This window comes from Agromyces bracchium, from assembly GCF_009709675.1.
Lineage (GTDB): Bacteria > Actinomycetota > Actinomycetes > Actinomycetales > Microbacteriaceae > Agromyces > Agromyces bracchium.
This window is the reverse complement of the sequence record NZ_WMLB01000017.1, coordinates 73,091-88,045: the sequence shown is the minus strand read 5'-3', so window position 1 is coordinate 88,045 and position 14,955 is coordinate 73,091. Positions and strand designations below refer to the sequence as shown.

At 72.8% G+C, this 14,955-nt stretch carries 14 protein-coding genes; 9 read left to right on the top strand and 5 right to left on the bottom strand.

All coding sequences use genetic code 11. The features are described from left to right. Positions 1-11 precede the first annotated feature (11 nt). Positions 12-1,262, bottom strand: a complete 1,251-nt coding sequence (locus tag GJ743_RS05820) for a cysteine desulfurase-like protein (RefSeq protein ID WP_155050974.1) — start codon at positions 1,260-1,262, stop codon at positions 12-14. A gap of 173 nt (positions 1,263-1,435) precedes the next feature. Here GJ743_RS05820 and GJ743_RS05815 point away from each other — a divergent pair, with 173 nt between their 5' ends. Continuing rightward, positions 1,436-2,527 (top strand): serine hydrolase domain-containing protein, encoded by a 1,092-nt coding sequence (locus GJ743_RS05815; protein WP_196216929.1) that lies wholly within the window; start codon positions 1,436-1,438, stop codon positions 2,525-2,527. A 49-nt stretch (positions 2,528-2,576) separates the two neighbouring features. Here the strand turns inward: GJ743_RS05815 and GJ743_RS05810 are convergent, their stop codons facing one another. After that, positions 2,577-3,371, bottom strand: a complete 795-nt coding sequence (locus GJ743_RS05810) for a siderophore-interacting protein (protein WP_155050972.1) — start codon at positions 3,369-3,371, stop codon at positions 2,577-2,579. A gap of 163 nt (positions 3,372-3,534) precedes the next feature. Between GJ743_RS05810 and GJ743_RS05805 the strand changes: the two genes are divergently transcribed. The 4 genes from GJ743_RS05805 to GJ743_RS05790 all read left to right on the top strand — a co-directional run bounded on the left by GJ743_RS05805 (position 3,535) and on the right by GJ743_RS05790 (position 7,280). Further along, positions 3,535-4,485 carry a siderophore ABC transporter substrate-binding protein gene (locus tag GJ743_RS05805; RefSeq protein WP_155050971.1) on the top strand — a complete coding sequence of 317 codons (951 nt, stop codon included), beginning with the start codon at positions 3,535-3,537 and terminating at the stop codon, positions 4,483-4,485. 71 nt (positions 4,486-4,556) lie between these two features. After that, the gene (locus GJ743_RS05800; RefSeq protein ID WP_328288839.1) at positions 4,557-5,489 is read left to right on the top strand and encodes an ABC transporter permease; all 933 of its coding nucleotides are present in this window, start codon (positions 4,557-4,559) and stop codon (positions 5,487-5,489) included. Beyond that, on the top strand, positions 5,479-6,525 hold the full coding sequence (locus tag GJ743_RS05795; protein ID WP_328288838.1) for an iron chelate uptake ABC transporter family permease subunit: 1,047 nt from the start codon (positions 5,479-5,481) through the stop codon (positions 6,523-6,525). Before GJ743_RS05800 ends, GJ743_RS05795 begins: the two co-directional genes overlap by 11 nt. Then, complete coding sequence (locus GJ743_RS05790; RefSeq protein ID WP_155050970.1) at positions 6,522-7,280, top strand: iron ABC transporter ATP-binding protein; 759 nt, start codon at positions 6,522-6,524, stop codon at positions 7,278-7,280. The genes GJ743_RS05795 and GJ743_RS05790 overlap by 4 nt, the downstream gene beginning before the upstream one ends. 612 nt (positions 7,281-7,892) lie before the next feature. Here GJ743_RS05790 and GJ743_RS05785 read toward each other — a convergent pair. Both GJ743_RS05785 and GJ743_RS05780 read right to left on the bottom strand, forming a co-directional pair. After that, the gene (locus GJ743_RS05785) at positions 7,893-8,888 is read right to left on the bottom strand and encodes an SIS domain-containing protein (protein ID WP_328288837.1); all 996 of its coding nucleotides are present in this window, start codon (positions 8,886-8,888) and stop codon (positions 7,893-7,895) included. Next, positions 8,852-10,114: a hypothetical protein gene (locus tag GJ743_RS05780; protein ID WP_155050969.1), complete on the bottom strand. Its 1,263-nt coding sequence runs from the start codon at positions 10,112-10,114 to the stop codon at positions 8,852-8,854. The genes GJ743_RS05785 and GJ743_RS05780 overlap by 37 nt, the downstream gene beginning before the upstream one ends. A gap of 120 nt (positions 10,115-10,234) precedes the next feature. Here GJ743_RS05780 and GJ743_RS05775 point away from each other — a divergent pair, with 120 nt between their 5' ends. The 4 genes from GJ743_RS05775 to GJ743_RS05760 are packed head-to-tail and all read left to right on the top strand — an operon-like array spanning position 10,235 to position 14,343. Then, positions 10,235-11,338: a polyamine ABC transporter substrate-binding protein gene (locus GJ743_RS05775; protein WP_230386546.1), complete on the top strand. Its 1,104-nt coding sequence runs from the start codon at positions 10,235-10,237 to the stop codon at positions 11,336-11,338. An 11-nt stretch (positions 11,339-11,349) separates the two neighbouring features. Further along, positions 11,350-12,252 (top strand): ABC transporter permease, encoded by a 903-nt coding sequence (locus GJ743_RS05770; RefSeq protein ID WP_328288836.1) that lies wholly within the window; start codon positions 11,350-11,352, stop codon positions 12,250-12,252. Next, positions 12,245-13,114, top strand: coding sequence for an ABC transporter permease (locus tag GJ743_RS05765; RefSeq protein WP_328288835.1), 870 nt, complete (start codon positions 12,245-12,247; stop codon positions 13,112-13,114). Before GJ743_RS05770 ends, GJ743_RS05765 begins: the two co-directional genes overlap by 8 nt. Beyond that, entirely contained in the window at positions 13,111-14,343 is a 1,233-nt protein-coding gene (locus tag GJ743_RS05760) for an ABC transporter ATP-binding protein (RefSeq protein ID WP_155050968.1), read from the top strand. Before GJ743_RS05765 ends, GJ743_RS05760 begins: the two co-directional genes overlap by 4 nt. Here GJ743_RS05760 and GJ743_RS05755 read toward each other — a convergent pair. Continuing rightward, positions 14,325-14,933, bottom strand: coding sequence for a TetR/AcrR family transcriptional regulator (locus GJ743_RS05755; protein ID WP_155050967.1), 609 nt, complete (start codon positions 14,931-14,933; stop codon positions 14,325-14,327). The two genes, GJ743_RS05760 and GJ743_RS05755, sit on opposite strands and share 19 nt — an antisense overlap. Positions 14,934-14,955 lie beyond the last annotated feature (22 nt).

The window sequence follows — 14,955 nt, the reverse complement described above, 5'->3', positions numbered from 1 at the left end:
GCGCGGGCGCGTCAGGCGACGGCGCGGCGGAGGCCGGCGATGAGCCGATCGACGTCCTCGTCGTCGGTGTAGGGCGCGAGCCCGATGCGCAGCCCGCCGTCGTCGCCGAGCCCGAGGTGGCGCGACGCCTCGAGGGCGTAGAAGTTGCCGCTCGGCGCGAGCACGCGATCGGCGGCGAGGCTGTCCGAGACGGCGGATGCCTCGTGGCCCGCGAAGGTCGCGAGCAGCGTCGGGGTGCGCCGCGAGGCGCGCGAGTGCACGGTCGTGCCGGGCAGGTCGGCGAGCGCCGACTCGAGTCGGGCGAGCAGGCGCGACTCGTGCTCGTGCAGCGCGGCGTAGGACGCGGCGAGGCGCGTGCGGCGGGAGGCGGGGGCATCCGTCGCGCTCCCGGCCGCGGCGGGGAGGCCGGCGGGCCCGTCGGCTGGTTCGGCGAGCGACGCGAGCACGTCGACCGCCGCCGTGACGCCCGCGAGGAGCTCGTACGGCAGCGTGCCGAACTCGAACCGCTCGGGCACGACGTCGGTCGCGGGCAGCAGCTTGTCGGGCGCGATCGTCTCGAGGAGCGCGGGGTCGGCGACGAGCAGCCCGCAGTGCGGGCCGAGGAACTTGTACGGCGAGCAGGTGAAGAAGTCGGCGCCGAGCGCGCCGAGGTCGGGCAGCTGGTGGGCCGCGTAGTGGACGCCATCGACGAAGAGCAGCACGCCGACGGCGTGCACGGCCTCGGCGATGGCGGAGACGTCGGGCATCGTGCCGATCAGGTTCGACGCGGCCGTCACGGCGACGAGCCGGGTGCGGTCGGTGAGGGCGGATGCCACGGCCTCGATCGGGAGCTCGCCCGTCGCCGGGTCGAACGCGACCCACCGAACGGTCGCGCCTGCACGCTCGGCCGCCTGCACCCAGGGGCGCACGTTCGAGTCGTGGTCGAGCCGGGTGACCACGACCTCGTCGCCCGGGCCCCAGCCCTTCGAGAGGTGGCGCGAGAAGTCGTAGACGAGCTGCGTCGCGCTCCGGCCGTGCACGACGCCGCGCGGGTCGGCGCCCGTGAAGTCGGCGACGGCGTCGCGGAACGCCGCGACCGCGGCATCCGCTCGCTGCGCCGACTCGCCGAGCTGCCCGCGGTTCGAGAGCGGGCCGGTCAGCGTCGACGCGATCGCCTCGCCGACCTGCCGCGGCGCCTGCGTGCCACCGGGGCCGTCGAAGAGCGCCCAGCCGTGCTCGAGCGCGGGGAACCAGGAGCGGATGCGGGCGACGTCGTAGGCCATGCGCGCGAGCCTAACCGCCCTGACTCGGCCCATGAGAATCCGGCCGATGATGCTTCACGCGCGGGCATCCGCCGGATTCTCATGCGCGGGTCGGACGTCGGAGCGCGGCCGGGGAGCACGGCCGGGGAGCGTCGCCGAGAGTGCGATCAGGGAGCGCGAGTAGCATGCGCGCTATGGCCGCGCACCGCGTGGCGCACCGGCATCCGCACCCGCACCGGCACGTCGCCGCCGTCGTCGTCGCGGCGGTGGCGATCGGGGCGATGAGCGGATGCGTCTCCGGCCCGCCGTACGACCAGCTCCTCACCGGCGACGAGGAACTGCTCTCCATCGCGCGCGCGCAGTACACGCACGCCCGGGACCGGGTCGCGATCGCCCTGATCGACGGCGACGAGGTGCGGACCGCGTTCGTCTCGGCCGACGCGGGCACGCGGTTCGGGTTCGGCGGTGCGACGAGCGCGCTCACCGGGCTGCTCCTCGCCGACGCGATCGACCGGGGAGAGGTCGCGCTCGACGACCCGGTGTCGGCGTACCTCGACCTCGGGGACGTGCCCGCGGCCGGGCTGTCGCTCAGCGACCTCGCGACGCACCACGCGGGACTCCCGCAGGACCCGCTCGGGCCGGGAGCGTACGAGCCGGCCGCGGCGCCCGGCGAACGGGCCCTCGACCGGGGCGGCCTCGACGCCCTGCTCGCCCGGGTCGCAGCCCTCGACCTCGTGCCCGAACTCGAGTACAACCCGAGCGACTTCGACAGCGCGCTCGTCGGGCAGTCGCTCGCGGCGGCGACGGGCACGCGGTACGCCGACCTGCTCGCGGAGCGAGTGCTCGCTCCCGCCGGAATGGCGGACGCGCTCGTGGTGGAATCGGGTGACCTGCTGCCCGACGGCCTCGCGCAGGGGCACGACCGGCAGGGCGAGCGGGTGGCCGCGAGAGGGGCGGGGGCGTACGCGCCCGCGGTCGGCGTCGTGGTCACGATCGACGACGGGGTCGCGCTCGCCCGGGCGATCCTCGACGGCCCCTTCGCCGACAGCGCGGCGCTCGAACCGATCGCTGCCACCCGGTGGCCGCAGATCGAGGTCGGACTCTTCTGGGAGCGGATCTCATCCGACGACGGCGAGGTCGTCTACGTCACGGGCTCCGCCGAGGGGTTCACCGGCGCGGTGCTCGCCGACCAGCGTGCGGGGCGCGCGGCCGTGCTGCTCTCGAACTCAGAGGAGGCGTGGCCGTGGCTGCGGCTGCGCCCGCTCCTCGGACTGGTGGTCGGCTGAGCCAGGCCGCGACGCCGCATGCGGGGCGACAGCCCCGGGGCGGGCGGGGTCAGTGCGGCGCGTGGTACTCCGACTCGCCGCGCTTCCAGTAGCCCTTCACGACGGCGCGGTCGGCGTCGATGCCCCAGCGGGAGAGCAGGGCGCGCCCGGGCCGCACGATCGCCTGCTCGGCGGCGATGAACGCGAACACGTCGCCCTCGGGCCGGTCGCCGGACGCGAGCGCGTCGAGCTCGGCCGCCAGCGCGCTCGCTGCGGGCGCGTCGCCGCGATGCACCCAGCGCACCTCGACGCCGGCAGGGGCGTCCAGGTCGAGCTCGTCGGCGGGGCCGCGGACCTCGACGAGGACGTGACCGCGGGCGCCGGCAGGCATCCGTCGCAGCCATCGCCGGATCGCCGGGATCGCGGTCTCGTCGCCCGCCAGGAACCATGCGTCGGGCTCGCCCTCGAGCACGAGCGAGCCGCGCGGGCCGCCGACGCCGACGATCGAACCGACGGGTGCGGATGCCGCCCACGGGCCGGCCACGCCGGCGTCGCCGTGCACGACGAACTCGAGCTCGAGCGCGCCGGCGCCGGTGTCCCAGTTCAGGGGCGTGTACTCGCGGTTGGGGAAGGCGCGGAGCGCCTCGGGGGCGAGGTCGGCGGGAGTGGCCGAGTCGCCGGCGCCGGCCGAGTACGGCGGGAAGAACACCCGGATGTGGTCATCGGCGCCGGGCGAGTCGAAGCCGCGGAGCGCCTCGCCCTCGAAGCGCAGGCGAACGTAGTCGGGTGCGAGTGCGGTGCGCGAGGCGAGGCGCACGGGGCGGAAGACGAGCTCGTTGGGGCGGCGGGCGAGGGTGAAGGGCATGCGGCGTCATCCAGTCGACATCGGGGGAGAAGTGAGGTTAGTCTAACCTCACTTAGGTAACCCTTACCTCGATCGTGACGCCGGACGACGTCCGACGCTCGATCGTCGCGGGTGCCATCGGCCGCCGACTGCGCGGCGCAACCCAGCATTGGAGCGAACCCTCATGACGCGTGCCCGGATCATCGGCACCACCGCCCTCGTCAGCCTCGCGACCCTCGCCCTCGCCTCGTGCGCGAGCGGCTCGGCCGCCGAGACGCAACCGACCGCCGACGCGGCGACGGAGATCACCGTCGAGCACGCGCAGGGCGAGACCGTCGTGCCCGTGAACCCCGAGACCGTCATCGTCTTCGACATCGCGAGTCTCGACACGCTCGACGCCCTCGGGGTCGAGGTGGCGGGCGTGCCGAAGGACAACCTGCCCGACTACCTCGACGCGTACGCGAGCGAGGACGTGCTGAACGCCGGCACGCTCTTCGAGCCCGACTACGAGGCCGTGAACGCCGCCGCGCCCGACCTCATCATCGTCGCGAACCGCTCGGCCGAGGCGCTTCCCGAACTGTCGAAGATCGCGCCGACCATCGACCTCTCGCTCGACTGGACCGACTACCTCGCGAGCTTCGAGCAGAACGTCGAGACGCTCGGCGAGATCTTCGGCGCGGAGGACGAGGCGGCCGAGGCGCTCGCCGAGATCGACGACAAGATCGCCGAGGCGCAGGAGGCGACGGCCGACGCCGGCGCGGGCCTCATCGTGCTCACGAGCGGCGGCGAGATCACCGCGTTCGGCCCGGGCTCGCGCTTCGGCTGGCTGCACGACGAGCTGGGCCTGACCCCGGTCATCGAGGACGTCGAGGCCGCGACGCACGGCGACCCCGTCTCGAACGAGTTCATTCTCGAGGCGAACCCCGACTGGCTGTTCGTCGTCGACCGCGACGCGGCGATCGGCGAGGGCGGCGCTGCCGCCGAGCAGATCCTCGACAACGAGGTCGTCGCCGGCACCACCGCGTGGAGCGAGGACCAGGTCGTCTACCTCGACGCGCAGGCCTGGTACGTGGTGATGAGCGGCCTGACCGCGGTGAACACCATGGTCGACGAGGTGATCGAGGGGCTCTCCTGAGCACCGTCGCACTCCGGGCGGCGCCTCCCTCGCGGGGCGCCGCCCGCCTCCTCGCGCCGGCGGCGGTCGGCGTGGCGCTGCTCGCCGTGGCGAGCACCTTCGTCGGCGTCGCCGACGTGACCCCGGGGTCACTGCTAGCGCAGGGCACCGACGGCGAGGCCGCGCGGCTGCTCGTCGCGAGCCGCATCCCGCGCACGATCTCGCTCGTGCTCGCCGGCGCGTCGCTCGCCATCGTCGGGCTCATCATGCAGATGCTCGTGCGGAACCGGTTCGTCGAGCCGTCCACCACTGGCACCGCCGAGTCCGCTGCGCTCGGCCTCCTGGCCGTCACCCTCCTCGCGCCCGGCATGCCGCTCATCGGCAAGATGGGCGTGGCGGCCGTCTTCGCCCTCGCCGGCACCGGGCTGTTCCTGCTGGTCCTCCGCCGCATCCCCGTGCGGCAGATCGTGCTCGTGCCGCTCGTGGGCATCATGCTCGGCGGCGTCATCGGTGCCGTGACGACGTTCATCGCCTACCGCTACGACCTCCTGCAGACGCTCGGCACGTGGATGACGGGCGACTTCTCCGGCATCCTCCGCGGCCGCTACGAGCTGCTCTGGATCGCGTTCGTGCTGACCGTCCTCGCGTGGGTCGCCGCCGACCGCTTCACCGTCGTCGGGCTCGGTCGCGACGTCGCGACCAACCTCGGCCTGCACCACGGCCGCGTCCTCGCGGGCGGACTCGCGATCGTGGCCGTCATCACCGCGACCGTGGTCGTCACGGCGGGCGTCATCCCGTTCCTGGGCCTCGTCGTCCCGAACATCGTGAGCATGGTCATCGGCGACGACGTTCGTCGCGGCATCCCGTGGGTCGCGGTGCTCGGCGCCGGCTTCGTCGTCGCGTGCGACCTCCTCGGCCGGCTCATCCGCTTCCCCTACGAGATCCCGCTCGGGATCGTCGTCGGCGTCGTCGGCGCCGCGCTGTTCCTCTGGCTGCTCCTCCGGAAGGGGTCCCGTGCGCACTGAACCGTCGGTGATCGAGCGGATGCCGCGGGCCGCGGCCGCACCCGACGCGCTCGCGCGGCGCGGGGCCCGCGACCGGGTCGTGGTCGCGCTCGCGCGACCGGGCGTGCGGCTCGCACTGCTCGCGGCGCTCGCCGCGGCATCCGTCGCCGTGTTCGTGTTCGTCGGCATCGAGGGGTCGTGGGCCTTCGCGGTGCCGTTCCGTCTGCGGAAGGTGGCGGCGATGCTGCTCGTCGCCGTCGCGATCGGGGTGTCGACCGTGTTGTTCCAGACGATCACGGGCAACCGGATCCTGAGCCCCGCGATCATGGGGTTCGACGCGCTGTACGTGCTGATCCAGACCGTCGTGGTGTTCGCGTTCGGCGCGGGAGCGCTCGCGACGACCGACCCGAACCTCATGTGGCTCGTCGAGGTCGGGGCGATGGTGGTCTTCTCGGGGTTGCTGTTCCGGTGGGTGTTCGCCCGCTCGGCGCGCAGCGTGCACCTGCTCGTGCTCGTCGGCATCGTGTTCGGCGTGCTGTTCCGCAGCGTGTCGTCGTTCATGCAGCGCATGCTCGATCCGGCTGCGTTCGCGGTGCTGCAGGACTCGTTCTTCGCCAGCTTCACGGGCGTCGACGAGACGCTGCTCGGTATCTCGGCGGTCGCGGTCGTCACGGTCACGGCGGTCGCCGTGCCGCTCGTGCGTCGGCTCGACGTGCTGCTGCTCGGCGAGAGCCACGCGATCGGACTCGGCGTTGACCACCGCCGGACGGTCGCCGTCGTGCTCGTGCTGGTGGCCGTGCTCGTGTCGGTGTCGACGGCGCTCGTCGGCCCCGTCGCGTTCTTCGGCCTGCTCGTGGCGAATCTCGCCTACCTCGTCGTCGGCAGCTTCCGCCATGCCGCGACCCTTCCCGCCGCCGTGCTGCTCGGCGTGATCTGCCTCGTCGGCGGCCAGTTCCTGCTCGAGCAGCTCGGCCTCGGCACGGCCCTGTCGGTCGTGATCGAGTTCGTCGGCGGGATCGTGTTCATCCTCATGCTCGTCAGGAAGGGAGTGCGATGATCTCCGTCGCATCCGCCACCAAGCGCTACGGCCGCACCGCGGTCGTCGACGACGTCGCCCTCGAGCTCGGCGACGTCGGCGTGACCGCGATCATCGGCGCCAACGGCGCGGGCAAGTCGACGCTGCTCTCGCTCATCGGCCGCCTGCTCCCGCTCGACTCGGGCCGCATCGAGATCGACGGCCTCGACGTGGGCGCGACGAAGGGCGACGTGCTCGCGCGGCTCGTCGCGGTGCTCCGGCAGGAGAACCACCTGACCGCGCGCCTCACGGTGCGCGACCTCGTCGGCTTCGGGCGCTTCCCGCACGGGCGCGGCCGCATCGACGCCGCCGGCCGCGCTGCGATCGAGGAGGCGATCGCGTACCTCGACCTCGAGCCGTTCGCCGAGCGCTTCCTCGACGAGCTCTCCGGCGGACAGCGCCAGCGCGCGTTCATCGCCATGGCGCTCGCGCAGGACACGCGGTACCTGCTGCTCGACGAGCCGCTCAACAGCCTCGACCTCCGTCACGCGGTCGAGATCATGCGGCTCCTGCGCCGGCTGGCCGCCGAGCGCGGCACCCGCGTCGTGGTCGTGCTGCACGACCTGAACTTCGCCGCGGCCCACGCCGACCGCATCGTCGCGATGCGCGACGGCCGCGTGATCGCCGACGGCCCGCCCGCGTCGGTCATGCGATCGGAGGTGCTCGAGGCGGTCTACGACCTGCCGATCGACGTGCGCGAGATCGACGGGTCGCCCGTGGGGCTGTACTTCCGCTGAGCGGGGCTGCGTCTCTCGCGCGACGCGCGCGCTGCGTCGAAGGCTCGCGCCCGCTTGCGCTCGGTCGCGGACTCGTGGGTTGCGGGGCGCGCTCGGTCGCGGTTCGCGGTTCGCGGGTCGCGGTTCGCGGTTCGCGGGGCCGCGGGTTCGCGGGTCTGGCGGGCCGCCCGGACGCTTTCCAGCGCGACCGGGCGAATCGCATCGTCGTCAGGACGAGGGAGAAAAGTATTCCCCGTCTACCTTTCTCCCTCGTCTGAACAGCGATATGACGGTGGGTCTGTGTGAACAGGGACGTGACCGACGCCGGGTCTGTGTGAACAGGGACATGACCGACGCCGGGTCCTCCCGAGCGGTGGCACGGCGGTGGACTTGGTTCGGCACGGTGGCATGCGGGACCGCCTGCACCTGCGAAGTACGTCGTCGTCGGTATCGGCGGGTGCATCGGCGGTCGCACCCGCCGAAACCGACGACAACCGCCCGGGGCCGGGGCTAGGGCTGGCGCCGGGCCCGGGCGATGGTGGGGCCGGGGCGGGGTGCGGAATGCGATCGCGGTGCTGCGCGCGGTCGCGGCGGCCGTTCGCGGCGGCGGGGGCGTCGACGGCCCGGAACGGCTCAGCCGGCCGGGCGGGCGTGCGGCGCGGGCACCGTGAGCCGGCGGTCGGCGACGAGTTCGCCGAGGAGGGTGTCGGCGAGGGCGGCGACGGTCGGGTCGTCGTCGCCCGGGTAGCGGACGGTGAGCTCGGCGCCGTCGAGCGCGCCGCCGACGGCGGCGAAGCGCGAGCCGCGCTGGTGCATCCAGTCGAGGGCCTGCGCGTCCCAGGCCGAGCCGGCGAAGACGAGCGCGCGGTAGTCCTGCGTCTTCGTGAGGTAGACGTCGACGTGCGACCAGTCGCCGGTCTCCGAGGCGAACGCGCCGAGGCGCGGCACCTCGCGCAGCATGAGCGCCGACTGCTGCGCGCTCGAGAGGCGCTCGGCGGGGGCGAGGGTCCACGTGCCGTCGGGTCCGGTGAGCAGGTCGGCGAGGGGGTCGAGCCAGTCGGCGGATGACTTCAGCAGCGCCGCGTTCGCGTCGGCGCCACGTCGCAGCGCCGCGGCGTCGAATCGTGCGGCGGGCGCCGTGCCGAGGAGCTCGGCGAGCACCTCGTCGAGCACGGCGAACGTCGCCCGGAACGTGCGGCACGCGACGCCCGACGCCTCGACGCCGGCGTGGAGCGGCACGACGACGTCGGCCGCCTCGGCGAGGGGCGACTCGGCCCGGTTCGTGATCGCGACGAGGCGGCCGGTTCCGCGGTAGCGCTCGATCGCGCGGAGCACCTCGACGCTCCCGCCGGTGGCGGAGACCGCGACGACGACGAGGTCGGGGGCGGCGGGCGGCAGCAGCTCGACACTCGCGAGCTCGACGAGCATGTTCGCGCCGACGGCGCGGAAGCGGCGGGCGACGACGTCGGCCGCGTAGCGGCTCGAGCCCATGCCGACGACGAGCACCCGGGATGCGCCGAGCAGTGCGAGGGGTTCGAGGCCCGCGAGCCCCGCGTCGAGCGCGTCGGCGAGCCGGCCGAGCGACTCGGGGATCAGGTCGAGGTCGGCTCGAAAGGCGGCGGTGTCCACGGGTCCTCCGGAAGCTCGTCGGTCGAGGGGTAGCGGTGCGTGATCGCGGCATCGGGCGCGTAGCGCCAGCGCGGCAGGAACCGGTCGGCGTACGTGAGCTCGGCGGCCAGCTGCTCGGCCTCGAGCCCGGGCACGAGCGCCGGGTCGAACAGGTCGCCCCGCACGAGCGTCGCACGATACGACCCGAGCAGCGCGCCGCGCGCGCGGTCGGCCCACGCGAACGCCGCGGGCTCGGCGCGTCCGAGCCGCTTCTGCGCGACGGCCGCGACGAGGTCGAGCGACACCAGCAGGTGCGCGACGTCGCGCGCGGCGGCATCCGTTCGCCCTCGCTCGGACGCACCCTGCTGCGGGTCGCCGTCGAAGTCGATGACCGTGTACCGCGGCGGGCTGCCGGGGGAGCGCAGCACCTGGCCGACGTGCAGGTCGCCGTGCAGGTCGAACGCGAGGCCGGGAGACGCAGCATCGAGCGAGCGGATGTCGCGGCGCAGCGCCTCGGCGCGGTTCGCCAGGCGCGCGGCCGTCGGGCCGGTCGAGCGGTCGGTCGCCTCGAGTGCGGCGTCGAGCGCCGCGAGGGCGCGCGCCGCGCGCTCGGACGGAGCCGAGTCGGGCGCGGGCACCGCGTGCGCGCCGAGCACGTCGTGCAGGCGTGCGACGGTGGCGCCGAGCACCGCCGGGAAGGCCGGCTCCGAGCCGGCGTCGTGCGAAGAGCCGGAGCCGGAGCCGGCAGCGGCCCCGGCACCGGCAGCGCCAGAGGCACCGGCAGCGCCAGAGGCAGCGGCGCCGCCGAGCAGCGCGACCACGTCGTCGACCGCCCAGTCCCAGCCGTCCTGTGCCCCCGGAAGGTACTCGGTGACGATCGCGAGCGTCGAGGTGCCGAGCGTCGGGTGCTCCCAGTCGACGCGGCCGGCGTAGCCGGCGACATCCGTCGACCCCGCCTCGGCCAGCCGTGCGAGGAGATGTGCGGCGCGGTCGGCCGCCGCCCACCGGCCGACGACCTTCACGACCAGGCGCTCGTCGACGATGACCGAGGTGTTCGTCTGGTCGACCGCGATCGCCCGCTCCGCGGCATCCGTCGCCACGGTCGGATCGACGAGCCGCGCGAGTGCCCGCGCGATGCCGTCACCCGCCGCGGGCCGGGCGCCTTCGACCCAGACCTCGCCGGAGGGCGCGACGGAGAGCGCGCGGCCGGCGATCTCGGGCCGCTCGCCGATGAGCAACGAGTTCATTGAATCCGGATTGTAACAACTGTGCAAAACCGGCTCTAGAGCGTCCCGGAAACCATTGCGGTTTCTTGATGCCCGGTGCAACAATTCCTCAACCTTTCCGACGTCCCCAGGAGGTACCTCATGCCCACCATGCGTCGCATCTCCATTGCCGCGGCCGGCACCGCTGCACTCGCACTCGTCCTCTCGTCCTGCGCCGGCGGTGACAGCGGCGACGGGTCCGACATCGACCGCACCGCCGACATCTCGGAGCAGACGCTCACGGTGTCGATCTGGGCCGACTACTACCCCGAGGACCTCGCCGAGAAGTTCGAGGAAGCCACGGGCGTGAAGACGACGATCGTGAACCACGCCACGAACGAGGACGTGGTGGCGAAGCTCACGGCGAGCTCCGACCCCGGCATCGACGTCGCGTTCGTGTCGGGCCAGTACGCGCAGGCGCTCGCCGAGCAGGGCCTGCTGCAGGAGCTCGACAAGGAGCTCGTCCCGAACGAGTCGAACCTCTACCCCGAGGCGCTCGAGCTCGCCTACGACGAGGGCAACGTCTACTCGGAGCCCTACGCGTGGGGCACCACGGGTCTCTGCTACCGCCCCGACCTCACGGGCTTCGACCCGACGTCGTGGAACGACCTGCTGAACCCCATGCCCGAGCTCGACGGCAAGACCACGATGCTCTCGACCGACCGGTGGCTGGCGCTGCCCGCGCTGAAGGCCGCCGGCTACTCGGTGAACACCACCGACGATGCCGAGCTCGAGGAGGCGAAGGCCCAGCTCCTCGAGACCAAGCCGACGCTCCTCGCCTATGACGACACGACCTTCTACTCGAAGCTCGTCTCCGGTGAGGCCGCGATGGTCGAGGCATGGGACGGCTGGTGCAACTACGGCATCGCCGAGAACCCCGACATCAAGTTCGTCGTCCCGGACGAGGGCGCCGACCTCTGGGTCGACACCATGACGGTGCTGAAGAGCTCGGAGAACAAGGAGGCCGCGATGGCCTTCATCAACTACATCCTCGACCCCGAGGTGCAGACCTGGGTCGCCGAGAACATCCTCTACAAGGTGCCGAACCAGGTCGCCATGGAGGCGCTCGACCCGGCGCTCATCGAGTCGTACCCGACGCTCGGCATCACGGTCGACGAGCTCTTCGAGCAGGAGGTGATCGTCGACCTCGGCGAGGACTCGCTGAAGTACGTCGACCTCAACGCGGAAGTCCTCGCGACCAACTGACCCGGAGCGCCGTGACCACCACGACCCCGCAGGCGACCCCCGCCGTGCGCGCCCAGCGCGCCCGGCGGGGGCTCGCCGCCGCACCGTTCCTCGCGCCCGGCGTGTTCTTCCTCATCGTCTTCATGGCGATCCCGGTCGGGCTGCTGGCGTTCTACACGTTCTTCAAGCGCGGCCGCTTCGGCGGACTCGTGTTCGAGTTCACGCTCGACAACTGGGCGAAGCTCGCCGAACCGCTCTACGTCGGCGTCATCCTGCAGTCGGTCGGGCTCGCGTTCATCGTCACGGTGCTGGCGCTGCTCCTCGGCTACCCGATGGCGTACGCGATCGCCGGGCTGTCGCCGAAGTGGCGGACGGTCGCGCTCATCGCGGTCGTGCTGCCGTTCTGGACCAACTTCCTGATCCGCACCTACGCGTGGATCCTGCTGCTCAACAACGCCGGGTTCGTGAACCAGTGGCTGCAGGCGATCGGGATCACCGACGAGCCGATCTCGATGCTCTACACCCCGCAGGCGATCGTCGTCGGGCTGCTCTACATGTACCTGCCGCTCATGGTGCTGCCGCTCTACGCGTCGCTGCAGCAGCTCGACCCCTCGCTCCGCGAGGCCGCGACGAACCTCGGCGCCTCGCCGTGGCGCGCGTTCCGTACGGTCACGCTGCCGCTGTCGCTGCCGGGTGCGCTGACCGGCTGCATCTTCGTCTTCGTCCCGGCGATGTCGAACTTCGTGATCCCCGAGCTCATCGGCGGCGGCAAGACCGTCATGGTCGGCAACCTCGTGCGCGACCAGTTCTACGAGGCGCGCGACTGGCCGTTCGGTGCGACGCTCGCGCTCGTGCTCACGATGCTGCTCGTCGTCGTCATCGTGATCCAGGCGGCGGTCTCGCGTCGCATCACGGAAGGACCGCGCCGTGGCTGAGACGACCGCACCCGCGACCGATCGCGCCGGCGAGACTGCGGCGGCGATGACGGATGGCGCGCCCGCGCCGGCCACGTCACGCGCGCGTCGCGGCAAGCCCCGCGGCATCCTCGTGCCCCTGTGGCTCGGCTACGTGTTCCTCTACCTGCCGATCCTCGTGGTCGTCGTGATGAGCTTCAACGAGTCGCGCAACCTGTTCGTCTGGACCGGGTTCTCGCTGCGCTGGTACCCGGAGCTCTTCGCCGACGAGGCCATGATGCAGGGGCTCGTGAACACGCTCATCGTGGCGACCGGGGCGACGCTCATCGCGACCGTGCTCGGCACGCTGCTGGCCTACGGCATCCACCATTACACGCGGGGCGGGCTCATCCGGGCCTTCGCGATCGCGCCGGCGATCCTGCCCGACCTGCTGCTCGGCATCGGCCTGCTCACGTTCTTCTCGCTGCTGAGCTTCACGCTCGGGCTGCACTCGGTGATCCTCGCGCACGGGGTGTTCGCGACCGCGTTCGTCACGGCGATCGTGCTCGCGCGCATGGCGAACCTCGACCCGAGCCTCGAGGAGGCCTCGCGCGACCTCGGCATGGGGCCGGCGAAGACGTTCCTGCGCATCACGCTGCCGCAGCTCGCGCCCGGCATCGTCGCGGGGGCGCTGCTCGCGTTCACGCTCTCGCTCGACGAGTTCGTGATCGCGTTCTTCACGACCGCGCCGACGCAGCCGACGCTGCCGATCGTCATCTACTCGATGGTGCGCTTCGGCGTCACGCCCGAGGTGAACGCCCTGGCCACCCTCCTGCTGCTCGTGAGCATCGTCGCGGTGATCTCGGCGCAGCGCCTCACCCGACTGACAGGAACCTCACGATGACCGCCGAACCCCTGCTCCGCGTCGACGGCGTCCGCGCCGTGTACGGCGACACCGTCGCCCTGCACGACATCTCGCTCGACATCGCGCACAACGAGTTCTTCGCGCTGCTCGGGCCGTCGGGCTGCGGCAAGACCACGCTGCTGCGCTCGATCGCCGGCTTCGAGACGCCCGCCGCCGGGCGCATCACGGTCGACGGGCTCGACCTGCTGCCGCTGCCCGCCCACAAGCGGCCCGTGAACATGATGTTCCAGAGCTACGCGCTGTTCCCGCACCTGTCGGTCGAGAAGAACATCGCCTACGGGCTCGAGGCCGAGGGCGTCGGTCGCGCCGAGATCCGCACGCGCGTCGGCGAGGTCATGGAGGTCGTCAGGCTCGGGCACCTCGCCAAGCGGCGGCCGTCGCAGCTCTCGGGAGGTCAGCGGCAGCGCGTCGCGCTCGCGCGCGCGATCATCAAGCGACCGAAGCTGCTGCTCCTCGACGAGCCGCTGTCGGCGCTCGACCGGCAGGTGCGCGCCTCGATGCAGCTCGAGTTGAAGCGGCTGCAGCACGAGGTCGGCCTCACCTTCGTCGTCGTCACGCACGACCAGGAGGAGGCCATGTCGATGGCCGACCGCATCGCGGTGCTCAACGAGGGTCGCCTGGAGCAGCTCGCGAGCCCGCAGGAGCTCTACGCCGAGCCCGCCTCCCGGTTCGTCGCCGCGTTCATCGGCACCGCCAACCTGCTCGACGGCGAGGCGACGGTCGACGGTGTGACCGTGCCCGGCATCGGGCCGGTGCCCGCATCGCACGCGCTCGCCGCGGGGTCGCCCGCGACCGCGGTCGTGCGCCCGGAGGACGTGACCGTCGGCACCGAGGTGTCGGGCGGGCTCCGCGGAACGGTCGTCGACACGTACTTCCTCGGCGGCGCGTCGACGATCTCCGTCGAGGTCCCCGGGCTCCCGGCGCCGCTCCTCGCGAGCGTGCACGGCGCGACCCGGCTCGCCCGCGGCGCCGAGGTCGGCGTGACGTTCGGGCGCGCGACGGCGGTGCCGCGCGATCCGTCGCAGCCGCCGTCGTACGGCACGACGATCCCGACGACGGCGATCCCGGTGACGGATGCCGCGACCGCGGCGGACACGGACGAGGCGGCGGGCGCCGCTGGCACCGCCGCGACCGGGGACGCGTCGCCCGCCGCGACCGGCGCGCCCGAGGCATCCGCCCCGCCCCGAGCTCAGGACGTCAGCGCGTGACCCGTCGCCAGGCGTGCGTACTCGCGCAGGAGCTCGGCCGCCGCGGCGCGGTCGAGCGTCGGGTGCTTGGCGACGATGCGATAGCCGTACGCGTCCTCCAGCGCGACGAGGTTGCGCGCGATGACCAGCGTCGGCTGCGCGAGCGCGAACAGCCCGCGCGCGGCGCCCTGCTCGAGCACGACCTGGTACATGCCGACCTGGCGGTCGTAGAGCGTGGTGAGCAGCGACGCCATGAGCGGGTTGCGGCCGGCCGACCCGCCGAGCTCGCAGAGCAGGCGCACCTCGGTGTCGTCGGAGCCGCTCGGCAGGCCCGAGTCGATCAGGGCGACGAGTCGCGCGACCGGGTCGTCGGGCAGGCCCTCGAGCATGCGGACGCGGCCCTCGTAGAAGCGCTCCATGCCGGCCCGGTTCGCCTCGAACATGAGCTCGTCGATGTCGGGGTAGTAGTACAGCACCGCGCCGGAGGTGAGCCCCGCCTCCTCCGCCACGCGGTTGAGGCGCGCCCCGTCGGGGCCGTGCGCCGCGATCGCCCGCTGCGCCGCGGCCACCAGCTGGCTCCGGCGCTCCTCCTGCCGCTTGGGCCTCGCCATGGTGCTCCCTCCCGAGCGGACA